This is a genomic window from Delftia sp. WSY_7, from assembly GCF_043104845.1.
Lineage (GTDB): Bacteria > Pseudomonadota > Gammaproteobacteria > Burkholderiales > Burkholderiaceae_C > Comamonas > Comamonas tsuruhatensis.
Map to the genome: position 1 here is coordinate 89,004 of NZ_JBICLB010000033.1, position 23,712 is coordinate 112,715.

At 65.1% G+C, this 23,712-nt stretch carries 23 protein-coding genes; 6 read left to right on the top strand and 17 right to left on the bottom strand.

The features are described from left to right. Nucleotides 1–20: 20 nt before the first annotated feature. From ACF8ME_RS12550 to ACF8ME_RS12575, 6 genes are all read right to left on the bottom strand, one after another. Nucleotides 21–659 (bottom strand): bifunctional 4-hydroxy-2-oxoglutarate aldolase/2-dehydro-3-deoxy-phosphogluconate aldolase, encoded by a 639-nt coding sequence (locus ACF8ME_RS12550; RefSeq protein WP_392416733.1) that lies wholly within the window; start codon nucleotides 657–659, stop codon nucleotides 21–23. Next, a complete protein-coding gene (edd, locus tag ACF8ME_RS12555; RefSeq protein ID WP_151019679.1) occupies nucleotides 644–2,470 on the bottom strand; it encodes a phosphogluconate dehydratase in 1,827 nt (608 codons plus the stop codon). Before edd ends, ACF8ME_RS12550 begins: the two co-directional genes overlap by 16 nt. 109 nt (nucleotides 2,471–2,579) lie before the next feature. After that, nucleotides 2,580–3,599: a TRAP transporter substrate-binding protein gene (locus ACF8ME_RS12560; RefSeq protein ID WP_034367023.1), complete on the bottom strand. Its 1,020-nt coding sequence runs from the start codon at nucleotides 3,597–3,599 to the stop codon at nucleotides 2,580–2,582. 28 nt (nucleotides 3,600–3,627) lie between these two features. Beyond that, nucleotides 3,628–4,908 carry a TRAP transporter large permease gene (locus tag ACF8ME_RS12565; protein WP_016446058.1) on the bottom strand — a complete coding sequence of 427 codons (1,281 nt, stop codon included), beginning with the start codon at nucleotides 4,906–4,908 and terminating at the stop codon, nucleotides 3,628–3,630. Nucleotides 4,909–4,920: 12 nt separating this feature from the next. Next, complete coding sequence (locus ACF8ME_RS12570; protein WP_016446057.1) at nucleotides 4,921–5,427, bottom strand: TRAP transporter small permease; 507 nt, start codon at nucleotides 5,425–5,427, stop codon at nucleotides 4,921–4,923. Nucleotides 5,428–5,445: 18 nt separating this feature from the next. Beyond that, on the bottom strand, nucleotides 5,446–6,033 hold the full coding sequence (locus ACF8ME_RS12575; protein ID WP_370690597.1) for a gluconokinase: 588 nt from the start codon (nucleotides 6,031–6,033) through the stop codon (nucleotides 5,446–5,448). 156 nt (nucleotides 6,034–6,189) lie between these two features. On the opposite strand from ACF8ME_RS12575, the gene ACF8ME_RS12580 reads away from it, so the two are divergent. Next, nucleotides 6,190–7,284 carry a LacI family DNA-binding transcriptional regulator gene (locus tag ACF8ME_RS12580; protein ID WP_046983925.1) on the top strand — a complete coding sequence of 365 codons (1,095 nt, stop codon included), beginning with the start codon at nucleotides 6,190–6,192 and terminating at the stop codon, nucleotides 7,282–7,284. An 83-nt stretch (nucleotides 7,285–7,367) separates the two neighbouring features. Here ACF8ME_RS12580 and ACF8ME_RS12585 read toward each other — a convergent pair whose 3' ends face one another. From ACF8ME_RS12585 to scpA, 4 genes are all read right to left on the bottom strand, one after another. Then, nucleotides 7,368–9,416 carry an acetyl-CoA carboxylase biotin carboxylase subunit gene (locus tag ACF8ME_RS12585; RefSeq protein WP_392416736.1) on the bottom strand — a complete coding sequence of 683 codons (2,049 nt, stop codon included), beginning with the start codon at nucleotides 9,414–9,416 and terminating at the stop codon, nucleotides 7,368–7,370. Nucleotides 9,417–9,627: 211 nt separating this feature from the next. Beyond that, nucleotides 9,628–11,160, bottom strand: a complete 1,533-nt coding sequence (locus tag ACF8ME_RS12590; RefSeq protein WP_392416737.1) for an acyl-CoA carboxylase subunit beta — start codon at nucleotides 11,158–11,160, stop codon at nucleotides 9,628–9,630. A 57-nt stretch (nucleotides 11,161–11,217) separates the two neighbouring features. Then, nucleotides 11,218–12,228, bottom strand: a complete 1,011-nt coding sequence (meaB, locus tag ACF8ME_RS12595) for a methylmalonyl Co-A mutase-associated GTPase MeaB (RefSeq protein ID WP_016446052.1) — start codon at nucleotides 12,226–12,228, stop codon at nucleotides 11,218–11,220. A 25-nt stretch (nucleotides 12,229–12,253) separates the two neighbouring features. Then, complete coding sequence (scpA, locus tag ACF8ME_RS12600) at nucleotides 12,254–14,431, bottom strand: methylmalonyl-CoA mutase (RefSeq protein ID WP_047218660.1); 2,178 nt, start codon at nucleotides 14,429–14,431, stop codon at nucleotides 12,254–12,256. A 114-nt stretch (nucleotides 14,432–14,545) separates the two neighbouring features. Between scpA and ACF8ME_RS12605 the strand changes: the two genes are divergently transcribed. Beyond that, nucleotides 14,546–15,181 (top strand): GntR family transcriptional regulator, encoded by a 636-nt coding sequence (locus ACF8ME_RS12605; protein WP_016446050.1) that lies wholly within the window; start codon nucleotides 14,546–14,548, stop codon nucleotides 15,179–15,181. A gap of 215 nt (nucleotides 15,182–15,396) precedes the next feature. After that, entirely contained in the window at nucleotides 15,397–17,340 is a 1,944-nt protein-coding gene (locus tag ACF8ME_RS12610) for an AMP-dependent synthetase/ligase (RefSeq protein WP_392416740.1), read from the top strand. A gap of 137 nt (nucleotides 17,341–17,477) precedes the next feature. Here ACF8ME_RS12610 and ACF8ME_RS12615 read toward each other — a convergent pair whose 3' ends face one another. From ACF8ME_RS12615 to ACF8ME_RS12630, 4 genes are all read right to left on the bottom strand, one after another. Beyond that, on the bottom strand, nucleotides 17,478–19,079 hold the full coding sequence (locus tag ACF8ME_RS12615; RefSeq protein WP_046238556.1) for a methyl-accepting chemotaxis protein: 1,602 nt from the start codon (nucleotides 19,077–19,079) through the stop codon (nucleotides 17,478–17,480). A 284-nt stretch (nucleotides 19,080–19,363) separates the two neighbouring features. Then, nucleotides 19,364–19,708, bottom strand: coding sequence for a FlxA-like family protein (locus ACF8ME_RS12620; RefSeq protein WP_046238531.1), 345 nt, complete (start codon nucleotides 19,706–19,708; stop codon nucleotides 19,364–19,366). 63 nt (nucleotides 19,709–19,771) lie between these two features. Further along, nucleotides 19,772–20,068, bottom strand: coding sequence for an AzlD family protein (locus tag ACF8ME_RS12625; protein ID WP_012205574.1), 297 nt, complete (start codon nucleotides 20,066–20,068; stop codon nucleotides 19,772–19,774). Nucleotides 20,069–20,071: 3 nt separating this feature from the next. Then, entirely contained in the window at nucleotides 20,072–20,809 is a 738-nt protein-coding gene (locus tag ACF8ME_RS12630; RefSeq protein WP_013802443.1) for an AzlC family ABC transporter permease, read from the bottom strand. Here ACF8ME_RS12630 and ACF8ME_RS12635 point away from each other — a divergent pair. The 3 genes from ACF8ME_RS12635 (at nucleotide 20,800) to ACF8ME_RS12645 (ending at nucleotide 21,972) form a co-directional block, all read left to right on the top strand. Beyond that, the gene (locus tag ACF8ME_RS12635; protein ID WP_392416743.1) at nucleotides 20,800–21,108 is read left to right on the top strand and encodes a hypothetical protein; all 309 of its coding nucleotides are present in this window, start codon (nucleotides 20,800–20,802) and stop codon (nucleotides 21,106–21,108) included. The genes ACF8ME_RS12630 and ACF8ME_RS12635 overlap by 10 nt on opposite strands. A gap of 10 nt (nucleotides 21,109–21,118) precedes the next feature. After that, the gene (locus ACF8ME_RS12640; protein ID WP_392416745.1) at nucleotides 21,119–21,433 is read left to right on the top strand and encodes a DUF4148 domain-containing protein; all 315 of its coding nucleotides are present in this window, start codon (nucleotides 21,119–21,121) and stop codon (nucleotides 21,431–21,433) included. A gap of 68 nt (nucleotides 21,434–21,501) precedes the next feature. Further along, on the top strand, nucleotides 21,502–21,972 hold the full coding sequence (locus ACF8ME_RS12645; protein WP_392407171.1) for a macro domain-containing protein: 471 nt from the start codon (nucleotides 21,502–21,504) through the stop codon (nucleotides 21,970–21,972). 80 nt (nucleotides 21,973–22,052) lie between these two features. On the opposite strand, the gene ACF8ME_RS12650 is transcribed toward ACF8ME_RS12645, so the two are convergent. Genes ACF8ME_RS12650 through ACF8ME_RS12660 form a run of 3 tightly spaced genes read right to left on the bottom strand, consistent with a single transcriptional unit; the run spans nucleotide 22,053 to nucleotide 23,702 of the window. Then, the gene (locus ACF8ME_RS12650) at nucleotides 22,053–22,175 is read right to left on the bottom strand and encodes a hypothetical protein (protein ID WP_392416747.1); all 123 of its coding nucleotides are present in this window, start codon (nucleotides 22,173–22,175) and stop codon (nucleotides 22,053–22,055) included. Between the two features lie 34 nt (nucleotides 22,176–22,209). Further along, a complete protein-coding gene (locus ACF8ME_RS12655; protein ID WP_074932063.1) occupies nucleotides 22,210–22,614 on the bottom strand; it encodes a hypothetical protein in 405 nt (134 codons plus the stop codon). A gap of 2 nt (nucleotides 22,615–22,616) precedes the next feature. Then, complete coding sequence (locus tag ACF8ME_RS12660; RefSeq protein ID WP_392407170.1) at nucleotides 22,617–23,702, bottom strand: RHS repeat-associated core domain-containing protein; 1,086 nt, start codon at nucleotides 23,700–23,702, stop codon at nucleotides 22,617–22,619. Between the last annotated feature and the right edge of the window lie 10 nt (nucleotides 23,703–23,712).

Below are 23,712 nucleotides of genomic sequence, written 5' to 3' on the forward strand. Positions count from 1 at the left end.
GCGTCCCACCGGCCCTTTCGTCAGGCTTTGCGCAGAGCCTTGGCCTGGCGGGCCAGCGCCGTGATGCGGCTCCAGTCGCCCTGCTCCAGCGCATCCGTGGGCGCCAGCCAGGAGCCGCCCACGCAGACCACATTCTTCAGGGCCAGGAACTCCTGGGCATTGGCCGGCGACACGCCGCCCGTGGGGCAAAAGCGCACATCGCCGAACGGACCCTGCCAGGCCTTGAGCATGGCCGTGCCGCCCGCCTGCACGGCGGGGAAGAATTTCAGCTCGTTGAAGCCGTCGGCCTGGGCGGCCATGATCTCGCCGCTGGTGGCCACGCCGGGCAGCAGCGGCAACTGCAGGTCCTGGCAGGCCTGGCCCAGTGCGCTGGTGTAGCCGGGGCTCACGGCAAAGCGCGCGCCAGCATGGGCACAGGCGCGCGCATCGGCTGCGCTGCGCACGGTGCCGGCGCCGACGATGGCCTCGGGCACGGTGCGTGCAATGGCCTCGATGCTGGCCAGGCCCTGGGGCGTGCGCAGCGTGACTTCCAGCACGCGGATGCCGCCCGCGACCAGGGCCTGGGCCATGGGAACGGCATGCGCGAGGTCGTTGAGAACGATGACCGGGATGACCGGCGCGTCCTGCATGAGCTCCAAGGCCGTCAGTCGTTGATCCATGTGCAAGCTCCCTCTTCTGCGCTGAGCGCGTGGCGCCGGAATACGGCAAACAGTTCGCGGCCGAAACCCCGGCCATTGGCTTGGCGCAGCGCCCGGGGCATGGTGGCCACCAGGCGTTGCTGCCATTCGGATTCATCGACCAGCACGGCCAGGGTGCCGGCCACGGCGTCCAGGCGCACCAGGTCGCCATCGCGCAGGCGCGCCAGCGGCCCGCCCACGCAGGCCTCGGGCGAGACGTGGATGGCGGCAGGCACCTTGCCCGAGGCGCCGCTCATGCGGCCGTCCGTGACCAGGGCCACCTTGTAGCCCTTGCCCTGCAGCACGGCCAGGGGCGGAGTGAGCTTGTGCAGCTCGGGCATGCCATTGGCGCGCGGCCCCTGCCAGCGCACTACGCAGATGACATCGCGGTCCAGTTCGCCGGCCTTGAAGGCCTGCTGCAGCGCTTCCTGAGAGTCGAAGACGCGCGCGGGCGCCTCGACCACATGGCGGTCCTCGGGCACGGCGCTGACCTTGATCACGCTGCGCCCCAGGTTGCCGGACAGCAGCTTGAGCCCGCCCGTGGCGCTGAAGGGCGCATCGGCCGGGCGCAGCACGGACAGGTCGCCGGAGACTTCGGCCGCATGCCAGGCCAACTGGCCGTTGTCCACGGCCGGAATGCGCGCGAACTCCTGCAGGCCATCGGGCCGCACGGTGAGCACATCGCCATGCATGAGGCCGGCCTTGAGCAACTGGCCGATCACATAGCCCGGACCGCCTGCGGCCTGGAACTGGTTCACGTCGGCGCTGCCATTGGGATAGACGCGGGCCAGCAGCGGCACCACGCCCGAGAGCTCGGAAAAATCGTTCCAGTCGATGGTGATGCCCGCAGCGCGCGCCACCGCCACCCAGTGGATCAGGTGGTTGGTGGAGCCGCCCGTGGCCAGCAGGGCCACCATGGCGTTGACGATGCAGCGCTCGTCCACCACGCGGCCGATGGGGGCGAAGCGCTTGTTCCTGGTGATGGCCAGCACGCTGCGCATGGCCTCGCGCGTGAGCAGTTCGCGCTCGCCGTCGGCCGGGTTGATGAAGGCCGTGCCCGGCACGTGCAGGCCCATGGCCTCCAGCAGCATCTGGTTGCTGTTGGCCGTGCCGTAGAAGGTGCAGGTGCCTTCGCCATGGTAGGCAGCCGATTCGGCGGCCAGCAGCTCCTTGCGGCCGACCAGGCCCTGCGCGGCCTGTTCGCGCACCTTGGCCTTGTCGCCGTTGGACAGGCCCGAGGTCATGGGTCCGGCCGGCACGAAGACCGTGGGCAGGTGCCCGAAATGCAGGGCGCCGATCAAGAGGCCCGGCACGATCTTGTCGCAGATGCCCAGCATCAGCGCAGCGTCGAATACGTCGTGCGAGAGCGCGATGGCCGTGCCCATGGCAATGGCATCCCGGCTGAACAGGCTCAGCTCCATGCCGGGCGCGCCCTGGGTCACGCCGTCGCACATGGCGGGTACGCCGCCGGCGACCTGCGCCGTGGCGCCCAGCCTGCGCGCCTCGTCCTTGAGGATGTCGGGATAGCGGGCCAGCGGTGCGTGGGCCGACAGCACGTCGTTGTATGCGGTGACGATGGCGACGTTGGGCGCCTTCTCCTCCACGATGCGTATCCTGTCGCCGCCTGGAATGCCCGCAAAGGCATGCGCCACGTTGGCACAGCCCATGGACTGCGCGCCGGGCGGGCGCGCGGCCATGGCGTCCACCTGTTCCAGGTAGGCGGCACGTGATTCGGCACTGCGCTCGCGGATGCGGCGCGTGACCTGGTCGACGATGGGGTGGATGGTGCTCATGGGGTGTCCTGAGGATGCGCTGATGCGCGTTTTCTCTGTGTCGCGTTGTCTTTGTGGTGGATGTCGGCCGGGGCATCCCTCCCAGGTGCGTCCGGCCCTGAATCGAAGCTTACTTCACTGCGCGCGCCTGCTTGACGGCGGCCTGTACCTCATCCCAGGTACCCTGGCCCACGGTCTTGGCAATGCCGGCATTGACCGCGGCGAGCTTGTCGCGCATGCGTCCCACCTCGGCGGCGGGCAGCTCGTTGACCTGCATGCCCTTGGTCTTGATATCGGCCAGGGCCTTGGCCGCTTCCTCGCGCGTGTCCTTGCGCTCGAACTCGCGGCTCTTGACGGCGGCGTCCTGCAGCACCTTCTTCTCGGCCGGTGTCAGCGTGTCCCACCACTTCTTGCTGACGGTGACGATCCAGGGGCTGTAGACGTGGTTGGAGATGGTCAGGTACTTCTGCACCTCGTAGAACTTGCTGGACAGCACGGTGTTGAACGGGTTTTCCTGGCCATCGACGGCGCGGGTTTCCAGCGCGGTGAACAGTTCGGAGAACGGCAGCGGCACGGCGTTGGCGCCCAGGGCCTTGAAGCTGTCGAGGAAGACGTTGTTCTGCATCACGCGCAGCTTCACGTCGGCCAGATCTTCCAGCTTGGCGATGGGGCGCTTGTTGTTGGTGAGGTTGCGGAAACCGTTCTCCCAGTAGACCAGGCCCACCATGCCCTTGGGCTCCAGCGTGGCCTTGACCTTCTCGCCCACGGGGCCGTCGAGCACGGCGTCGGCCTCCTTGGTGCTGCTGAACAGGAACGGCGTGTCCCAGACCGCCATCTCGGGCGACAGGCCGACCAGGGTGGCGGTGGAGCCGACCATCATCTCCTGGGCACCGCCGATCAGCGCCTGCTGCATCTGCGTGTCCGATCCCAGCGAGGCATTGCCGATGGCGCGCACCTTCATCTTGCCGCCCGTGGCCTTTTCGACCTCCTTGGCAAAGAAGCGCGCCGCGCGGCCCTGGTTGGAGTCATCGACCAGGCCGTAGCCGAAGCGCACGATGCGCGGCTTGAAGTCCTGGGCCATGGCCTGGCCCGTGGCGGCCAGCGTGGTGATGGCGGCCATCAGGCCGGCGAGTGCAAAGGGAATACGCATGTTCATCTCCTTGGGTTGTAGTGGGGGGTCAGTGCATCCAGCGCAGAGGGGCCAGGATGATTTGCGGAAAAATCACGAAAAGCACGGCAAGCAGCACATAGACCATCAGGAACGGGTTCGTGCCCTTGATCACGGTCTCCATGCGCAGCCGGCCCACGCCGGCAATCACGTTCTGCACCGTTCCCACGGGCGGCGTGATCAGGCCGATGCAGCCCACGTAGATGAACATGAAGCCGAAGTAGATGGGGTCGATGCCCGCCTTGACGGCCAGCGGCGCGCACACGGGGCCGAAGATCAGGATGGTCGGCGTCAGGTCCATGGCCGTGCCCACCACCAGCAGGAACAGCATCATCGTGGCCATGAACAGCATGGGGTTGCCCAGCAGGCCGGAGAAGCTGTCGGCCAGCATGTTGGGCAGGTCGGCCAGGGTGATCATGTAGGCCGTCACCGTGGCGGCGCCACACAGCAGCATGACCACGGCCGTGGTCTTGGCGGCGGCCAGGAACACGGCGTACAGACGGCTCCATGTCATCTCGCGGTAGATCACCATGGACACGAACAGCGCGTAGACGGCTGCGACCACGGCCGCCTCGGTGGGTGTGAACACGCCGCCCTTGAGGCCGCCCAGGATGATGACCGGCATCATCATCGCCCAGAAGCTCTTGGCCAGTGCCTTCAGACGCGGGCCCCAGGCCATGCGCTCGCCGCGCGACAGGTCGAACTTGCGGGCGATGGACCACCAGGCAAAGATCAGGAAGACGCCCATGATCAGGCCCGGCACCACGCCCGACAGGAACAGCTTGCTGATCGAGGTGTTGGTCGTCACGCCGTAGATCACGAAGGGCATGGACGGCGGAATGATGGGCGCAATGATGCCGCCCGAGGCCAGCAGGCCCGCGCTGTAGCTGTCGGGGTACTTTTGCTCGCGCATCATGGGCAGCAAGATGGTGGCCAGGGCGGCGGTATCTGCAATGGCCGAGCCGCTCATCGAGGCCAGCAGCACGGCGGCGCCAATGGCCACGTAGCCCAGGCCGCCACGGATATGGCCCACATAGGCGCGCGCCAGGTCGATGATGCGGCGCGACAGGCCACCCGCGTTCATCAGCTCACCCGCCAGGATGAAGAAGGGCACGGCCAGCAGCGGGAAGTTGTCGAAGCCGGCCTGCAGGTTCTGCGCAAGCAGCTGCGAGTCGAAGAAGTCCAGATGCCACATCAGCGCCACGCCGGTCAACACCAGCGCCTGGGCAATGGGCATGCCGATCACCATGCCGCCGATCAGCACGGCCAGAAAGATCAGGGTCACAACCATGGTGCCTGCTCCTTACTCGACCGAAGTCTCGCCATGGTTTTCTGCCGGCGCGCCGCGGCGCAGGTCGCGCAGCGACACCAACAGCAGGCCCACGGCCAGCACCAGGGTGGCCGCAGCGCCCAGGGCCAGCGGGTAGCCCAGCACGGTGCTGTAGCTGTTCAGCCCGGCCTGCACCTGGGCCCATGAGCCCCACAGCAGCAGGCCCATGCAGACCAGGACCAGCGCCTGCGACACCCAGAACAACACCTTGCGCGCGCCAGGGCCCACGCGGGATGTCACAAGGTCGAAGCCCAGGTGGCTGCCCTCGAAAGCGGCCACGATGGCCCCAATGGCCACCAGCCAGACGAAGAGCAGGCGCGAGATTTCCTCATAGGAAACGATGCTGGTGTGAAACACATAGCGCAGCACCACGTTGACGAACACGGCAATGACCATGCCGGCCAGGGCCAGCACCATCAGCACCTCGGCAAAGTGCTGCAGGCGCGGCTTGGGCCGGACTGCGGGGGAATCGGATTGCATGGTTTTTGTCTCCTGGCGTTATGGGTTCTGGGAGAGAGGGGCGGCCTGCGGCGCCGGATGGACCAGCCAGTCCTGTGCGCGGTGCACGATGTCGGCCAGCGGCAGCGTGGCGTCCACGGACAGCACGGCGCGCTCGCCTGCCGGGCTTTCCAGCGTGGCGAACTGGTTGGCCACCAGCTCGGGCGAGAAGAAGTGGCCGGCGCGCTCCTGCACGCGCTGCAACGCCGTGCCGTAGTCCAGGTCCAGAAAAACGAAGCCCACGGCGCCGGCCGGGCCGGCGGCACGCAGGCGGTCACGGTACTTGCGCTTGAGGGCCGAGCAGGTCAGCACCACGCCCTGCCCCGGCATGGCCTGGGCCAGCAGCCGTGCCAGCCGGTCCAGCCAGCCGCTGCGGTCGTCGTCGGTCAGGGGGATGCCCGCCTGCATCTTGCGGATGCTTTCCTCGGCATGGTGGGCATCGCCCTCGTGCAGGGTCCAGCCCAGGGCATCGGCCAGAGCCTGCCCCACGCTCGACTTGCCGCAGCCGGAAACGCCCATGACGACCAGCGCCCGTGGGCGGCTGCCTGCGGCGGTGGCGTCGGTTGTTGTTGGGATAGCGCTATCCATGTTCTTGCAAAAATTGGCAGACCAGGGTCTGCCTTGGATTTCGGTGTGCTTCAGAGGCCTTCGTCCGGGTTTACACGCAGGACTGCGGGCCTTCGAATGATTGGGATAGCGCTATCATAATCTCCAACCCTCTCGCCACCGACCTAGGACATTCCCTTGGCCCGCCAGATTCCGCCTGCATCTCCAGAATCGTCCTGCGCCGATCCTTGCGACCCGGCCCTGCCCGCCACGGGCCGCGCCCGCTCCTCGCGGGCCAGCGGACGCATCACGCTCAGCGATGTGGCACAGGCGGCCGGCGTCAGCCCCATGACGGTCTCACGCGCCCTGCGCGGCGAGCGGCGCGTGGACCCGGCCCTGGTCGAGAAAATCCGCGCCGCCGCCGCGCGCATGGGCTACGTGCCCGACCCTGCCGCGCGCGCTTTGGCCTCCCAGAAAAGTGCCCAGGTGCTGGTGCTGGTGCCCATGCTGTCCAACACCTTGTTCGTGGACCTGATCGAGTCTGTGCACAAGGTGCTGTTCGCCGCCGGCTACCACGCGCTGATCGGCGTGACCCACTATGACCGGGCCGAAGAGGAGCAACTGCTGCGCACCTACCTGCCCATGCGCCCTGCCGGCCTGCTGCTCACCGGCTTTGACCGCAGCCCCGCTGCGCGGGAACTCGTGCAGGCCAGCAAGGTGCCCTGCGTGCACCTGATGGAGCTGGGCGGCGAGCCGGGCACGCCCAGCGTGGGGTTTTCGCAGGCCGAAGCCGGAGCCGCCATCACCCGGCATCTGATGGAGCGCGGGCACAAGCGCATTGCCTTTTGCGCAGGCCAGCTCGATGCCCGCGTGATGCAGCGCGCCTCTGGCTACCGCCAGGCCCTGCAGGACGCGGGCCTGCACGACCCGGCCCTGGAACTGCTGTGGCCCCGCCCCACTTCGATGGCGCTGGGCGCCGAGCTGCTGGACGCCGCCCTGCGGCTGGATCCATCCGTCGATGCCCTCTTCTTCTGCAACGATGACATCGCCCAGGGCGCCCTGCTCGAAGCCCTGCGCCGCGGCATCCGCGTGCCGCAGCAGATCGCCATCGCCGGCTTCAACGACCTGCCCGGCAGCGACCAGATGGTGCCGCCACTGACCACCATCCGCACGCCGCGCGGCCATATCGGAACCGAAGGCGCGCGCATGCTGCTGCAATTGATGCGCGGCGAGGCCTTGCCATTGCACAGCCTGGATCTGGGCTATGAGCTGGTGGTGCGGCAAAGCAGTTGAAGCGACAGTGGAAATGAAAAGGCCGGGTCTGCTGCCCGGCCTTTTCTCTGGTCGACGCCTGCTGCGCAGGAATCACGCGGATATCACTCGAATTCCAGGATCACATCATCCACGGCCAGCGAGTCGCCCTTGCCGGCGCTGATCTTGCTGACCACACCGTCCTGCGACGCGAACAGGATGTTTTCCATCTTCATGGCCTCGATCACGGCCAGCTTTTCGCCGGCCTGCACCTTCTGGCCCGGCTGCACGGCCACGTCCACCAGCAGGCCCGGCATGGGCGACAGCAGGAACCTGGACAGGTCCGGCGGTGCCTTGTAGGGCATGAGCCGGTGCAGTTCGCCGCCGCGCGGCGACAGCACCAGGGCGTCGATCTGCGTGCCGTTGTGGATGACGCGCAGGGCCAGCGGGTTCCTGGCCGTGCCGCGCTCGACCTGCGCCGTGAAAGGCTTGCCGTTGCAGCTGCCCTGCACGCACATGGCGCGCATCGGCGTCTCGCTGCGGAAGGTGTAGGGCTTGCCGTCCACGGTGACGGTGCTGGCGCGGCTTTCCGCGTCGAAGTCGGAAACCTGCACCTCGCGGTACTGGTGCTTGCCATCGGCCCCCAGCACGACCACGCAGTAGTCGGCCGAGACCTTGAGCTCATGACCGCGCATCTGGCCGCTGATGGTGGCGGCGCGCGCGCGGTAGCGGCGGTTCATGTGGCCTGCCAGGGCGACCAGGAAGTCGGGGTCGCCGTGCGGCACATCCTCGGCGTGGAAGCCGTGGGCGTAGTGCTCGGCGATGAAGCCGGTGTTGAACTCGCCGCTCTTGAACTTGGGATGGGCCAGCAGCGCGGCCTGGAACGGGATGTTGGAGCTGATGCCCCGGATCACGAAGGCGTTGAGCGCCTCGCGCATCTTGGCGATGGCGTCGTTGCGGTCGCTGCCGTGCACGATGAGCTTGGCGATCATCGAGTCGTAGAACATCGGGATTTCGCCGCCTTCATACACGCCCGTATCCACGCGCACGCCGTGCAGGTGGCCGGTGTCGGCCTGCCACATGGTCTGCTCGGGCGGCGAAAAGCGCACCAGGCGGCCGGTGGACGGCAGGAAGTTGCGGAACGGGTCCTCGGCGTTGATGCGGCACTCGATGGCCCAGCCATCGCGCTTGACGTCTTCCTGCGCGATGGCCAGCTTCTCGCCAGCGGCCACGCGGATCATCTGCTCGACCAGATCCAGGCCGGTGATGCACTCGGTCACCGGATGCTCCACCTGCAGGCGGGTGTTCATTTCCAGGAAGTAGAAATCCTGGTCCTTGCCCACCACGAACTCCACCGTGCCCGCGCTCTGGTAGCCCACGGCCTTGGCCAGGGCCACGGCCTGCTCTCCCATGGCGCGGCGCGTGGCGTCGCTGATGAAGGGGGACGGCGCCTCTTCGATCACCTTCTGGTGCCGGCGCTGGATGGAGCATTCGCGCTCGTTCAGGTAGATCACGTTGCCGTGGCCGTCGCCCAGCACCTGGATCTCGATGTGGCGCGGCTCCTGCACGAACTTCTCGATGAAGATGCGGTCGTCGCCGAAGCTGTTGCGTGCCTCGTTCTTGCAGCTGGCAAAGCCCTCGAAGGCTTCCTTGTCGTTGTAGGCCACGCGCAGGCCCTTGCCGCCGCCGCCGGCGCTGGCCTTGATCATCACGGGGTAGCCAATGCCCTTGGCGATTTCCACGGCGGCCTCGGGGCCGGCGATGGGATCGTTGTAGCCGGGGATGGTGCTCACGCCCGCCTTGTCGGCCAGCTTCTTGGAGGCGATCTTGTCGCCCATGGCCGCGATGGCCGCGTGCTTGGGGCCGATGAAGGCGATGCCCTCTTCCTCCACGCGCCGGGCGAAGGCCTCGTTCTCGGACAGGAAGCCATAGCCCGGGTGCACGGCCTGCGCGCCGGTCTGCTTGCAGGCGGCAATGATGCGGTCGGCCTGCAGGTAGGACTCGCGGCTGGGAGCGGCGCCGATGTGCACGGCCTCGTCGGCCAGCTTGACGTGGCGTGCCTCGCGGTCCGCATCGGAGTACACCGCCACGGTCTGTATGCCCATCTTGCGGGCGGTGGCGATGACGCGGCAGGCAATCTCGCCGCGGTTGGCAATCAGGATCTTCTTGAACATCTTCTTAGCCCATTCTTGGAACTAAATCATGGGAACCGGAGCTGTCGTCAGCTTCGCTGTCCCTGTTTTGCGCTTCGCCAGCACTGTCAGTAACCGGCGCGACCAACGCGAGGGACACCGAGGAAGGGCCGCCCCGCACCGAGGGTGTCGTCCCCCTCCCTCGCGAAGCGAGTTAGAGAGGGGGAAGAGGCGGAGCCGCTCAGGGGGTGCTTCACAAGGGGATGTTTCCATGCTTGCGCCACGGATTTTCCAGCTGCTTGTTCTTGAGCATCTGCAGCGAGCGGCAGATGCGCTTGCGCGTCTCATGCGGCTGGATCACGTCGTCGATGAAGCCGCGCGCGCCTGCCACGAAGGGGTTGGCGAAACGGGCCTTGTACTCGGCCTCGCGCGCTGCCAGCTTGGCGGGGTCGTTCTTGTCCTCGCGGAAGATGATCTCCACGGCGCCCTTGGCACCCATCACGGCGATCTCGGCATGGGGCCAGGCCAGGTTGACGTCGCCGCGCAGGTGCTTGGAGGCCATCACGTCATAGGCGCCGCCGTAGGCCTTGCGAGTGATGACGGTGATCTTGGGCACCGTGGCCTCGGCATAGGCGTACAGCAGCTTGGCGCCGTGCTTGATGATGCCGCCGTACTCCTGGCTGGTGCCGGGCATGAAGCCGGGCACGTCCACGAAGGTGACCACGGGGATGTTGAAGGCATCGCAGAAACGCACGAAGCGCGCGGCCTTGATGGAGCTCTTGATGTCCAGGCAGCCGGCCAGCACCAGGGGCTGGTTGGCGACGATGCCCACGGTCTGCCCGTCCATGCGCGCAAAGCCGGTGATGATGTTCTTGGCGTAGTCGGGCTGCAGCTCGAAGAAGTCGCCGTCGTCCACGGTCTTCAGGATCAGCTCCTTCATGTCGTAGGGCTTGTTGGCGTTGTCGGGCACCAGGGTGTCCAGCGACTTGTCGGCGCGGTCCACGGGGTCCGAGGTGTAGCGCACGGGCGCCTTCTCGCGGTTGTTCAGCGGCAGGTAGTTGTAGAGGCGGCGCAGCATCATCAGCGCCTCCACATCGTTGTCGAAGGCCATGTCGGCCACGCCGCTGCGCGTGGTGTGGGTGATGGCGCCGCCCAGCTCCTCGGCCGTGACTTCCTCGTGCGTCACGGTCTTCACTACTTCGGGGCCGGTGACGAACATGTAGCTGCTGTCCTTGACCATGAAGATGAAGTCCGTCATGGCCGGCGAATACACGGCGCCGCCCGCGCAGGGGCCCATGATCATGGAGATCTGCGGCACCACGCCGCTGGCCAGCACGTTCTTCTGGAACACGTCGGCATAGCCGCCCAGGGAGGCCACGCCTTCCTGGATGCGGGCGCCGCCCGAGTCGTTGAGGCCGATCACAGGCGCGCCGACCTTCATGGCCTGGTCCATGATCTTGCAGATCTTCTCGGCATGAGTCTCGGACAGCGCGCCGCCGAAGACGGTGAAGTCCTGGCTGAAGACGAAGACCAGGCGGCCGTTGATCATGCCGTAGCCGGTGACCACGCCGTCGCCGGGGATCTTGCTGTCTTCCATGCCGAAGTCGGTGCAGCGGTGCTCGACGAACATGTCCCATTCCTCGAAGGTGCCGTCGTCCAGCAGCAGCTCGATGCGCTCTCGCGCCGTGAGCTTGCCCTTCTTGTGCTGTGCATCTATGCGCTTTTGGCCGCCACCCAGGCGGGCCTGTTCGCGCTTTGTCTCCAGTTGATCCAGGATGTCTTGCATGCTGCGATTCCTCTAACGTCTAACGGTAAGGTTTGTCTGGTCTTGTCTTGTCGGCCGTCACTGCGGCGCCGCCACGGGGCCTGCCTGCGCCTGCAGCAGATTTCTGGCGGCCGTGCTGGCCGCGATGCGCCCTGCTGCCACGTCGGCCTGCAGCTGGGGCAGCAGCGCCCGCACCTGCGGATGCTGCCGGAAGGCCTGCTTGAGGCCGGAGTCGATGCGCTCCCACATCCAGGACAGCGCCTGGCGTTCGCGGCGCAGCGCCAGGCGCCCGTTGGCCTGCTGCAGGCGGCGGAATTCCTCCACCGCACCCCAGAAACCTTCAACGCCCTCCTTCTTGAGCGCGCTGATGGTGATGACCTGGGGCTGCCAAAGGCGCTCGTCGTGGTGGGCATGCTCGGGGTTGCCGTGCATGCCCAGCAGGCGCAGGCTGGAGGTGATCTGGGCCTGGGCGCGCGTGGCGGCATGCGGGTCGATGTCGGCCTTGTTGATGACCACCAGGTCGGCCAGCTCCATCACGCCCTTCTTGATGGCCTGCAGGTCGTCGCCCGCATTGGGCAGTTGCAGCAGGCAGAACATGTCGCACATGCCCTGCACGGCGATCTCGCTCTGGCCCACGCCCACGGTCTCGACGATGACCACATCGTAGCCAGCCGCCTCGCAGACCAGCATGGCCTCGCGGGTTTTCTCGGCCACGCCGCCCAGTGTGCCGCTGCTGGGGCTGGGGCGGATGTAGGCATCCGGATGAACGGACAACTGCTCCATGCGCGTCTTGTCGCCCAGGATGGAGCCGCCCGACACGGTGGACGATGGGTCGATGGCCAGCACCGCCACGCGAAGGCCGCGCCCAATCAGGAACAGGCCCAGCGTCTCGATGAAGGTGCTCTTGCCCACGCCCGGCACGCCGCTGATGCCCAGGCGGAAAGATCCGCCCGTATGCGGCAGCAGGGCCGTGAGCAGCCCATCTGCCGCAGCGCGGTGATCCGTGCGCGTGGATTCCAAAAGGGTGATGGCCTTGGCCATCGCCCGGCGCTGAACGGCAGGGTTGCCGTTCAGGATGCCGTCTTGCATTTGCTCGGGAGTCACTGCGGCGGGCTCAGAGGCTGTTGGCCTGGCGGATCTGCTCGAGCACGTCCTTGGCGCTGGCCGGGATGGGTGTGCCCGGGCCATAGACGCCCTTGACGCCGGCGTTGTAGAGGAAGTCGTAGTCCTGCGCGGGAATCACGCCGCCCACGAAGACGATGATGTCGTCCGCGCCCTGGCGGCGCAGTTCCTCGATGATGGCCGGCACCAGGGTCTTGTGGCCTGCCGCCAGCGTGGACACGCCCACGGCGTGCACGTCGTTCTCGATGGCCTGGCGCGCGCATTCCTCGGGCGTCTGGAACAGCGGGCCCATGTCCACGTCGAAGCCCAGGTCGGCAAAGGCCGTGGCCACCACCTTGGCGCCGCGGTCATGGCCGTCCTGGCCGAGCTTGGCGATCATCACGCGCGGGCGGCGGCCCAGCTGTTCGGACGATGCGTCGATTTCGACCTTGAGCTTTTCCCAGCCCTCGGCCGAGTCGTAGGCTGCTGCATACACGCCGGTCACCTTTTGCGTATCGGCGCGGTGGCGCCCGAAAACCTTCTCCAGCGCATCCGAGACCTCGCCCACCGTGGCGCGCAGGCGCACGGCCTGGATGGACAGGTCCAGCAGGTTGCCCTCGCCGCTTTGGGCGGCCTGGGTCAGGGCCTGAAGGGCGGCCTCGACCTTGGCGGCATCGCGGCTGGCCTTGATCTGGTTCAGGCGCGCGATCTGGCTGTCGCGCACCTTGACGTTGTCCACCTCGAGGATGTCGATGGCGTCTTCCTTGGCCAGCTTGTACTTGTTGACGCCGACGATAACGTCCTTGCCCGAGTCGATGCGCGCCTGCTTCTCGGCGGCGGCGGCCTCGATCTTGAGCTTGGCCCAGCCCGAATCCACGGCGGCGGTCATGCCGCCCATGGCCTCGACCTCCTCGATGATCTTCCAGGCGGCGTCGGCCATGTCCTGGGTCAGCTTTTCCATCATGTAGCTGCCGGCCCAGGGGTCGATCACATTGGTGATGTGGGTCTCTTCCTGGATGATCAGCTGCGTGTTGCGCGCAATGCGGGCCGAGAACTCGGTGGGCAGCGCGATGGCTTCGTCAAAGCTGTTGGTGTGCAGGCTCTGCGTGCCGCCGAAGACGGCGGCCATGGCCTCGATGGTGGTGCGCACCACGTTGTTGTAGGGGTCCTGCTCGGTCAGCGACCAGCCGGAAGTCTGGCAGTGCGTGCGCAGCATCAGGCTCTTGGCCTTCTTGGCGCCGAAGCCCTTCATGATGCGGCACCACAGCAGGCGGGCCGCGCGCATCTTGGCGATCTCCAGGTAGAAATTCATGCCGATGGCCCAGAAGAAGGACAGCCGGCCCGCGAAATCGTCCACATCCATGCCCTTGGCCGTGGCGGTCTTCACGTACTCCTTGCCGTCGGCCAGCGTGAAGGCCAGTTCCAGCGCCTGGTTGGCGCCCGCCTCCTGCATGTGATAGCCCGAGATCGAGATCGAGTTGAACTTGGGCATGTTCTTGCTCGTGTACTCGATGATGTCGCCGATGATGCGCATCGACGGCTGGGGCGGGTAGATATAGGTGTTGCGGACCATGAACTCCTTGAGGATGTCGTTCTGTATGGTCCCCGACAGCTGGTCCTGGGCCACGCCCTGCTCCTCGGCCGCCACCACGTAGCCGGCCAGCACGGGCAGCACGGCGCCGTTCATGGTCATGGACACGCTGATCTTGTCCAGCGGGATCTGGTCGAACAGCACCTTCATGTCCTCGACCGAATCGATGGCCACGCCGGCCTTGCCCACGTCGCCCGTGACACGCGGATGGTCGCTGTCGTAGCCCCGGTGCGTGGCCAGGTCGAAAGCCACCGACACGCCCTGCCCGCCGGCGGCCAGCGCCTTGCGGTAGAAGGCATTGGATTCCTCGGCCGTGGAAAAGCCCGCGTACTGGCGAATGGTCCAGGGCCGGCCCGCGTACATGGTGGCCTGCGGGCCGCGGATGTAGGGCTCGAAGCCTGGCAGGCTATCCGTATGGGGCAGATCCGCCGTGTCGGCCGCCGTGTACAGCGGCTTGACGTCGATGCCGTCGGGCGTGGTCCAGTGCAATGCCTGGATGTCGCCCCCTGGAGCGGCCTTGGCGGCAGCCTGGGCCCATTTCTGCAGGTCGGCAGTTGCGAATTCCTGGCCGTTCTGCGCTGTCGGATGGTCTTGTCTCATGTTCTCAGGCTCGTGAATGACAGGTGCCCTTGAGGGCATGCCCCAGAGCTGCCGCAGTTTACATCATTCATAATTATTCATTCAAAATATCTTTGCCGATACAATCCGGGCCACATGTCGACAAACACCCTCACTCCCCGCGCGCTCTACGAACAGGTGGCAGAGAAGCTGCGCCTGCGCATCTTCGCGCACGAACTGGCGCCTGGTGACTGGATCGACGAACTGAAGATTGCCGAGGAATACGGCATCAGCCGCACCCCGCTGCGCGAGGCGCTGAAGGTGCTGGCCGCCGAAGGCCTGGTCACCATGAAGGTGCGCCGTGGCGCCTATGTGACCGAGGTGTCGTCCAAGGACATTGCCGATGTCTATCACCTGCTGAGCCTGCTGGAATCCGATGCCGTGCAGGTCGTGGCCGAATCGGGCAGCGATGAGGAACTTGCCGCCCTGCAGCAGACCCATGAGGAACTCAAGGCGCAGATGCGCGATGCAGACCGCTTCTTCGAGCTCAACGAGAGCTTTCACATGCAGCTGCTGCAGATCGCCGACAACCGCTGGCGCAACCAGCTGGTGGCCGACCTGCGCAAGGTCATGAAGCTCAACCGCCACAAATCGCTGTTCAAGCAGGGCCGCATCGAGGACTCGCTGGCCGAGCACGAGACCGTCATGCAGGCCCTGCTGCGCCGCGATGGCGCGGCCGCCGCGCAGGCCATGCGTCAGCACTTCAGGAACGGTCTGGCTGCAGCGTCCTGAACTCGGGTTCATCTGAACCCTGGCTGGCTGGGCAACAGTGGCGACGTAGGCGGGCATGCGGCTCCTGGTTCGCTTCAGGCGCATCGCCCGAGAACGCTGCAGTGCAGCATAAACCTCGCCGCCAACTCCGCACATGTCCGAAGCTGACGCCGGGGCCTGCGGTAACCGGCAGCTATCATCAGCGGCACCATCCACTTCGGTCCGCACCTCTTCGCATGAGCATCCAAGATCCAGCCCGCGCCCCTTCCCTGGCCATGAGCCTGCCTGGCGATGCCAGCATGGCCACGGCCGCCACCCTGGTGGAAATGCTGGCCCTGCGCGTGCAGCAGACGCCCGCAGGCGAGGCCTATCGGGCCTATGACGAGGATGCGCGCAGCTGGAAGTCCCTGAACTGGGCGCAGACCGGCGAGCGCGTGGCCCTGTGGGCGCAGGCCCTGGCCGCGCAGGAGCTGGCACCGGGCTCGCGCATTGCCATTCTTTTGCCCAACGGGCTGGATGCCATGTCCATCGACCTGGCCAGCCTGCGCTGCGGCCATGTGCCGGTGCCCCTGCATTCCATAGACAACGCAGGCAGCATTGCCTACATCCTGGCCAATGCCCAGGTGTCCATGCTGTTCGTGGCACAGCAATCCACCTGGGACAAGATCTGCGCCACGGGCCAGGCCCTGCCCGCGCTGCGCAAGGTGGTCGTGGCATCGGCCAAGCCGGCTTCCCGGGCCGCAGAGCCTGACACCGAAGGCGATGCCGCTGCACTGGAGGCCCTGCGCCAGATCCCCGTGCAACCGCTGGCCCAATGGCTGGCTGAGGGCGGCGCAGTCCCCCTGCCCCCGCCTCCCTCTGCCGAGGACCTGGCCGCCGTCGTCTACACCTCGGGCACCACGGGCAAGCCCAAGGGCGTGATGCTCACGCACCGCAACGTGGTCTCCAACGTACAGGCCGTGATGCAGCGGCTGCTGCCGCGCAGCGATGATGTTTTCCTGTCCTTCCTGCCGCTGTCGCACACCTTCGAGCGCACGGCAGGCTACTACCTGGCGATGGCCGTGGGCGCCTGCGTGGCCTATGCGCGCTCCGTGGCCCAGCTGGCCGAGGATCTCAAGACCCAGCGTCCCACGGTGCTGGTCTCCGTGCCGCGCATCTACGAGCGCGTGCACGCCAAGGTCATGGAGGCGCTGGCGCGCGCACCGCTCAAGGCCCAGCTGTTCGAACTGGCCCAGGCCAGGGGCTGGCAACGCTTTTGTGAAACACAAGGCATTGCCGATGCGCAGGCGCCCCAGCCCGACGTGCCGGGCTGGATGCAATGGCTGCCCTGGCCCGTGCTCAGCCATCTGGTGGCCAAGCCGCTGCTGGCCCAGTTTGGCGGGCGTGTGCGCGTGGCCGTGAGCGGTGGCGCGCCGCTGTCGCCCACGATTGCGCGCTGTTTTCTCGGCCTGGGCCTGCCGCTGATCCAGGGCTACGGAATGACCGAGACCTCGCCCGTGGTCTGCGCCAACACGCTGGAGGACAACCACCCGGCCACCGTGGGCCGCGCCCTGCCGGGCGTGGAAGTGCGCATTGGCGAAAATCGGGAACTGCAGGTGCGCGGGCCCTGCGTGATGCGGGGCTACTGGCAACGCCCCGAAGACACCGCCAAGACCTTCACAGCCGACGGCTGGCTGCGCACCGGCGACCAGGCCGTGATCGAGGATGGGCGCGTGCGCATCCAGGGCCGCATCAAGGAAATCATCGTCACCTCCACCGGCGAGAAGATTCCACCGGCCGACCTGGAGCTGGCCATCACCGGCGACCCGTTCTTCACCCAGGCCTTTGTCGTGGGCGAAGACCGCCCCTTCATCGCCGCCGTGGCCGTCATCGAGCGTGGTGAATGGCAGGCCATGGCCCATCGCCTGGGCCTGGATCCCGAAGATCCCAAGAGCCTGAACCACGCCGCCGCCGAGCGTGAAGCGCTGGCCCGCATCGAGAAACAGGTGGCCAGCTTTGCCCGCTATGCGGTCCCCCGTGCCGTGCACCTGGAACTGGAGCCCTGGACCATTGAGAACGGGCTGATGACGCCCACCCTCAAGCTCAAGCGCAACAACCTCATGGCGCGGTTTGAATCGCAGATTGCCGCCATGTACACCAAGCCCGCCGAGCGCTGGCAAGGCCGCAACAGCGCGGGGTGATCCCCAGCCCTTGACAAGCCGCCGCCGGAAACGGCGGCTTTCCTTATTTCTGATTTGAAAATTGATTTATGTAAGTTACATTGAATTGATCAAAAAGAAGGCAAGAGCGCCCTGTCCGCGCTCTTGCCTTGCCCGCTTCAGGCAGCGGCCAATGCCCTGCCGGCGGGCGCCATGCCGATCTCCTTGAACTCGCTGATCCTGAACGTGGCCACCGCCTGGGCCAGCACGCGGGCCTGTCGCTCCAGGCTGGCAGCTGCGGCGGCAGACTCTTCCACCAGGGCAGCGTTTTGCTGCGTGACCTGGTCCATCTGGGAGACCGCCTCGCTGATCTGTCCCAGGCCGCCGCTTTGCTCCACGCTGGCGGCCGAGATGGCCTCGATCAACGACGCCACCTCGCGCACCTGGGATTCGATGGCGTCCATGGCCTTGCCGGCTTCCCGGACCTGGTTGCCGCCCATTCGCACCGTCTCGGTGGAGGCCGTGATCAGCGCCTTGATTTCACGCGCCGCTGCGGCGCTGCGCTGGGCCAGGGAGCGCACTTCCCCGGCCACCACGGCAAACCCCCTGCCCTGCTCGCCCGCCCGCGCGGCCTCGACCGCTGCGTTGAGCGCCAGGATGTTCGTCTGGAAGGCGATGGAATCGATGACGCCCGTGATCTCGGCAATCTTTCCGCTGCTGGCCGAGATTTCGTCCATGGTGCCCACGACCCTGGCGACAGCGCCGCCGCCCACGCCCGCCACCTCCTTGGCGCGCACGGCCAGGGCGCTGGCCTGCCGCGCATTCTCCGAACTCTGGCCCACATTGCCTGCCAGCTGCTCCATGGAGGCCGCCGTCTCCTGCAGGCTGGAGGCCTGGTGTTCGGTGCGGCTGCTCAGGTCCTGGTTGCCTGCGGCGATCTGGCTGGATGCCGTGGTCACCGACTCCACCCCGCGCCGCACATCGCCAACGATGCTGGCCAGCGATTCGCGCATGGCACTCATGGAGCGCAGCAGGTCGCCGACTTCGTCGCGCCCCGTGGCCTGGATCTCGGAAGCCAGATCGCCCTGCTCGATGTGCCGGGCCACCTCCACGGCGGACTTCAGGGGAACGGTGATGGAGCGCGTGACCACATAGCCCAGCGCCACTGCGAGGATGACAGCGGCCGCGACAAAGCCGTAGATCAGCATCTGCGACTGCGCCAGGACCTGGCGGGAGTCCGCATACACATCCTCGGATGCCTTGAGCTGCAGCTCCACCAGTTCGCCGATCTTGGCGCTGATGGGGTCTACGCTGGCATACAGCGCGCCATCGAACTCGTCCAGGCTGCCGGCCCTTTTTCCATCCAGCGTCTTGAGCCGCTGCAGCAGCCGGTCGATGCTCTGGTTGGCAGGTGCGAACAGCGCCTGCGCCTGGCTGGCCAGCACGGCCTCCTGCGAGGTCAGCTGTGTGGACGAATAGCTGCGCCAGGCCGCGTCGATCGCGGGCAGCGTGCCGGAAATGCTAGCCGCTGCCTCCTGCGCCGTGATCAGGCCGGCATTCGCCTTGTTGACCGTATCTATGACGTTGACGGCGTAGGCGTCCGCAATCTGCTTGAGCTGCTTGAGCGGAACCACGCGGTCCTGGTACATGGTCTGCGTGCCCGAGAACACATGGCCCAGCGCCCTTGCGCCGACGGCGCCCACGGCCATCAGGCAGATCAGCAGAACAAGAAAAACACCGGTAAGCCGGGTACCGATACGCACATCGCCGAGTTTTTTCATCGCAGATCCCTCTGTCCCCGTGACGCCATCGGTATAGGCCATCGCTATCGCATCCAGGCAGTCACATTGCTTGCCTTATCGGTAGCAACCGCCGGTTTCTTGAGAGTCAAAAATCAATAAGTTCCATAGGAGTTGCGACGCTCGCGGCTACCGCCCCGCAGGCAAGCCCCCTTCCCCATCCGTGTTGCAGAGCCAACCCTCTCAAAGTCCGAACAGCATTCTCATGTAAGTTACATTGAATGCCTTGAAAAACGGCCCGTGAAAACACGGGCCATCTCACTGGATCAGACGTAGACGTCGACCACGCCGCCCAGCCCGGGCGCCTTGCCGCCCTTCGATGGGGATTGCGATGGGTTCTCGGCGGCCTGCTGCTGCTCGCGCTGCTTGTCGATCTGGGCCTGCTGCCTGGCGCGCATCAGCGCCTCGATCTGGTTTTGCACCATCATGATCTGCGTCTGCAGCAGCTTGGACTTCTGTTGCTTGGCCTTGGCGTCGATGTTCTCGGAGGCCACTTCTTTGAGCGCCTGCTGCAGCTCCTTGAGCTTGCGCTGCAACGCAGCGATGTCATTGCCGCCGGAAGATGAAGCGGCTCCCGAGGCGGAAGCCGAGGTGGAGGATGAGACTTGCATGCCCCATATATCGACCACTGGCGGGCGAACTGAAGGCCCAAAACGCCCCACCCCCGGCCGCCATCACCCCAGCCAGTGCCGCAGCGCACCCGCCGACGCAATGCCGATCAGCACCGTCGGCAGAATGGGCAGCCGGCTGGCCGCCACCAGCGTCACCACCAGGGCCAGCAGATCGGCCGGACGCTCGGACACAAACGCCGGGGCGATCACCGAGATCAGCACGCAGCCCGGCAGGCTTTCCATCACGTACTGCATGCGCGGGCTCAGCGTGCGCCCGCGCAGCAGCAGGTAGCCGATCACCCGCGTGAAATACGTGCTGCACGCCATGAGCACCAGCGTCAGCAAGGTTGTGGCTTCCATCGCTCAGCTCCTGGGCGCCAGCAAGGCCGCGCAGACCAGGCCCGAAACGGCGCCGGCCGCCACATACCAGGCGCCAGGCACCAGCTTGTAGACCAGGGCCGCCGTCAGCAGGCTCACCAGCCAGGGCCGGCAAGGCCTGACGCCCTTCCACATGCCGCGCAGCAGCACCAGAAACACGGCGGTGAACGCCATGTCGAAGCCGTACTGCTCCAGGTCGCCAATGCGCGGCCCCAGAAAGGCACCGGCCGCCGTGCACGACACCCAGGCCATGTACAGGCCTGCCGACACGCCCATGTAGTAAGGCAGGCTCACGCGCCGGGCGGCACTGCGCTGCGCGTCTGCCAGGGCCAGCGCCCAGCTTTCGTCGCACATGAAGAACAGGGCCGGCAGCGCACGGCGCCTGGGCAGATGGCGCAGATACGGCGCCAGCGCCGCCCCCATCAGGATGTGCCGGCAATTGACCAGGAAGGACATGGCGACGATCAGCAGCACATGCGGCGGCGAAGTCCACAGCCGTATGGCCGTGAACTCCGAGCCGCCGCCGAAGTTCATCCCGGTCATGAGAGGAACTTCCAGCGGTGCCAGCCCCTTTTGCACGGCCTGCGCGCCCAGCACCAGGGCAAAGGGCACGAAGCCCAGCATCACGGGAATCGCATCCCTGAAGCCGCGAAAGGCCTCGGAACTGCGGGAGACGGAATCTGCCGAAACGGCAGCGGGGGAAAGTGGAATGGATGAAGACATGGAGAGCGGCGATTGTCGGCCTGTGCCGCTGGAATTTGCTGCCGATTCATGCTTCCACCAGCCATTTCACAGATGTTTATGCCGATTTATTGGAGCAACCGGAAATAATCTGCCGCACACAGGCTGATCAAAGCATTTCCATGGCTGGCGGCGCTCCTCGGATGGCCGCGCCTGCCCTCCTGACATTTCACGAATCCCAACAGCCATTGGCTCCCGCCATGCTGCAGTGCGTCGCAAACGGCTGTACCGGCCAGGGCGGCAGCGGGACCATGAAGCCCTCATCACTTCGCTTCACCTGAAAGGTTCCCCATGCGCACTTCCGACTTCACCCGCTTCATCGCCCTCGCCGCCCTCAGCCTGGGCCTGGCCGGCACCGCCCTCGCCCAGGACGCAGCGCCCTCCTCCACTGCTGCCCCCACCGACCTCAGCCGCGCCCAGGTGCTGGCCGACCTGGAAATGTGGCACCGCGCCGGACTCACCTATGTCTCGGACCGCGAGATCGATGTCCGCTCCACCGAATACCAGCGCGGCCTGGAGCGTTACCAGCAGCTGCGTGCCAGTCCGGCTTACCGCGAGGCCGTGACCAGACTGGAGAAAGGGCATGCGGTGGCTCAAGACAAGTGAGCGTTGGGGTGACGCGAGGCGCGAGATACTGTGCAGTTTCCGCACCTGCGAGCATCGCCCCTCACTCAATGAATATCCGCATAGTCAACGGCGACCTTCTGGACCAGGACGTTGAAGTCATCGTCAACTCATGGAATAGAAACATCATTCCCTGGTGGCTGTTGATCCCCCAAGGCGTGTCCAGCGCAATCAAGCGCAAGGGGGGACTGCAGCCATTCCTGGAGGTTGCGCGGGCCGGCCCCATTCCTCTGGGCGATGCCGTACTGACATCTGCCGGCAGACTGCCTTTCAAAGGCATCATCCACGTGGCGGGCATCAATCTTCTTTGGAGGGCGTCAGAACTCTCCATTGAGAGGTCCATCCACTCGGCCCTGCAACTTGTCAACGATCACGGCTTCAAATCCGTAGCCTTTCCCCTCATCGGTTGCGGATCTGGAGGCTTCAATGAAGACACTGCCATCCGCATCATGAAGAACACCATTGCCCAAGTCGAAACGAGGGCAGCGGTTGTGCTGGTCGTTTTTGGCAAGGCACGATAGTTGTTGTAACGGTCAAAGCTCGGATACCGCAGGTCGAACCTAGTCGTCTGCGCATAGCTGAAGCCGCTGACCGTCTGGCCTTAGCCCCAGGCGCCCGTGGTGGGCCGCACTTCACCAAAGCCTGAGATCAGCCATTGCCAAGCCACCTGCACCTGCTCCTGCTCCTGCTCCTGCTCCTGCTCCTGCTCCTGCGGCTTGGCCAAGCATTAAAATCCAATCGATTTTCAGAGAAGAATTCTATCTATTCAATAAAGCACTGTTGAAATACTGATTGGAAATTTGTTGAAACACATAAAGAGAGATATCTCTGGAATTATGTATTTCTTCAAAATGCTCTAGAAAATTCGGCAGTTCCATAGAGATAAAATAGTCCAAATCCCAATTATTTAAACCCTCCAATGACAAAGGCAAGTTATGAATTAAATTCAACACACGCCCAGCACTAGTTAATTTAGATTGTTTAATCTGCTGCAAAGCCTCACCAATGCAGTATTTCAATATATTACGCGAACTATCCACCTCAATTTCTCGCCAGCAGCTCAACACCTCTTCCAATGAAGAAATAACTGTATCATTCACCCTATTATTAAATAAAATATTTCTACTAGAAATGATGATTTCATTGATTTTTCTTAGTTCCATTTTTAATAACCTCCCCATGTGAATTCAAGATCTGCGGGTCCTCTGTAAGCACCGTATGGCAAATCCACCCTTTTTATCGGAACATCTAAAACTCCAGCCCTAGGAGCCGCCAACGCTCGATGATGACCATCCAGAATATACAACCGCCCATCATGCGCAGTCACCACCAACGGATTAGATATTCCATTAACCCGAATATCTTTAATCAATCTATCTAACTGCCTATTACTCATTGTCTGTCCATGAGTTGCGAATAAGTCTCCAATCTTGGCAGTTTCTTGTATTCCACCTTTTGCTGCACAAAACGCCCCCGACTCCACACCCCCAGAGATCCCCCGCGCAATCGGCAGCATCCTAGAAACACCCGTCGGAATCTGCGCCACCAGCGGGCTGATCGCCGCAGGCGATGCCAACGCCCCGTTGACCCCCGACGCCCCGGCAATGAACTCCGTGATCGCCGGACCGTACCGGTAGTACAGGCCTTGCATTCTTGCCAGCACGGGGTGCAGGCCTTGCGGGTCCACGTCGTTTAGCGGGTTGTTAGCTACATACCCAAACCGATTCCACCCACCCTCCAGCCCGATCGGGTCCGCCTGGATGTATCTTCCCGTCGTCGCATCGTAGTACCGATGCAGGTTGTACGACAGCCCCGTCTCTTCATCAAACACCTGCCCCGGATACCGCAGGTCGAACTTCACCGCCTGCGCATAGCTGGGGCCGCTGACGGTCTGGCCGTAGCCACGGTCGCCCGTGGTGGGCCGCACTTCGCCAAACCCTGAGATCAGCCATTGCCAGGCCACCTGCCCCTGCTGGTTGGTCACGCGCCTGGGGGTGTTCAGGTGGTCCGTGTGAATGGCGTACAGGCGCCCGTTGATCTCTGCCGCAATAGGCATGGGGCCGCTGGCCGTGGGCAGGTAGATGATTTCCGTGCTGTCGCTCTGGCCTGCTGGCGCTGCGCTATTGGCGCTGCGCTGGTTGGCGTACTGGCCCAGCACGGTGCTGCCTATGCCGTCTTCGGCATACAGGGCTTGGTTGGTGAGGAGCGGCCGTGTTCCCGAAGGGCGGCGGTATCCAAGTTGGAGATTCAACTCGAGTACT

Coding starts and splice junctions, on each gene's coding strand:
- ACF8ME_RS12575 (WP_370690597.1), bottom strand. CDS start 6,033: ATGGATAGCGCTATCCCAACAACAACCGACGCCACCGCCGCAGGCAGC.
- scpA (WP_047218660.1), bottom strand. CDS start 14,431: ATGAGACAAGACCATCCGACAGCGCAGAACGGCCAGGAATTCGCAACT.
- ACF8ME_RS12610 (WP_392416740.1), top strand. CDS start 15,397: ATGAGCATCCAAGATCCAGCCCGCGCCCCTTCCCTGGCCATGAGCCTG.
- edd (WP_151019679.1), bottom strand. CDS start 2,470: ATGAGCACCATCCACCCCATCGTCGACCAGGTCACGCGCCGCATCCGC.
- ACF8ME_RS12570 (WP_016446057.1), bottom strand. CDS start 5,427: ATGCAATCCGATTCCCCCGCAGTCCGGCCCAAGCCGCGCCTGCAGCAC.
- ACF8ME_RS12565 (WP_016446058.1), bottom strand. CDS start 4,908: ATGGTTGTGACCCTGATCTTTCTGGCCGTGCTGATCGGCGGCATGGTG.
- ACF8ME_RS12635 (WP_392416743.1), top strand. CDS start 20,800: ATGAAGACATGGAGAGCGGCGATTGTCGGCCTGTGCCGCTGGAATTTG.
- ACF8ME_RS12590 (WP_392416737.1), bottom strand. CDS start 11,160: ATGCAAGACATCCTGGATCAACTGGAGACAAAGCGCGAACAGGCCCGC.
- ACF8ME_RS12620 (WP_046238531.1), bottom strand. CDS start 19,708: ATGCAAGTCTCATCCTCCACCTCGGCTTCCGCCTCGGGAGCCGCTTCA.
- ACF8ME_RS12585 (WP_392416736.1), bottom strand. CDS start 9,416: ATGTTCAAGAAGATCCTGATTGCCAACCGCGGCGAGATTGCCTGCCGC.
- ACF8ME_RS12655 (WP_074932063.1), bottom strand. CDS start 22,614: ATGGAACTAAGAAAAATCAATGAAATCATCATTTCTAGTAGAAATATT.
- ACF8ME_RS12560 (WP_034367023.1), bottom strand. CDS start 3,599: ATGCGTATTCCCTTTGCACTCGCCGGCCTGATGGCCGCCATCACCACG.
- ACF8ME_RS12645 (WP_392407171.1), top strand. CDS start 21,502: ATGAATATCCGCATAGTCAACGGCGACCTTCTGGACCAGGACGTTGAA.
- meaB (WP_016446052.1), bottom strand. CDS start 12,228: ATGCAAGACGGCATCCTGAACGGCAACCCTGCCGTTCAGCGCCGGGCG.
- ACF8ME_RS12550 (WP_392416733.1), bottom strand. CDS start 659: ATGGATCAACGACTGACGGCCTTGGAGCTCATGCAGGACGCGCCGGTC.
- ACF8ME_RS12640 (WP_392416745.1), top strand. CDS start 21,119: ATGCGCACTTCCGACTTCACCCGCTTCATCGCCCTCGCCGCCCTCAGC.
- ACF8ME_RS12605 (WP_016446050.1), top strand. CDS start 14,546: ATGTCGACAAACACCCTCACTCCCCGCGCGCTCTACGAACAGGTGGCA.
- ACF8ME_RS12615 (WP_046238556.1), bottom strand. CDS start 19,079: ATGAAAAAACTCGGCGATGTGCGTATCGGTACCCGGCTTACCGGTGTT.
- ACF8ME_RS12625 (WP_012205574.1), bottom strand. CDS start 20,068: ATGGAAGCCACAACCTTGCTGACGCTGGTGCTCATGGCGTGCAGCACG.
- ACF8ME_RS12630 (WP_013802443.1), bottom strand. CDS start 20,809: ATGTCTTCATCCATTCCACTTTCCCCCGCTGCCGTTTCGGCAGATTCC.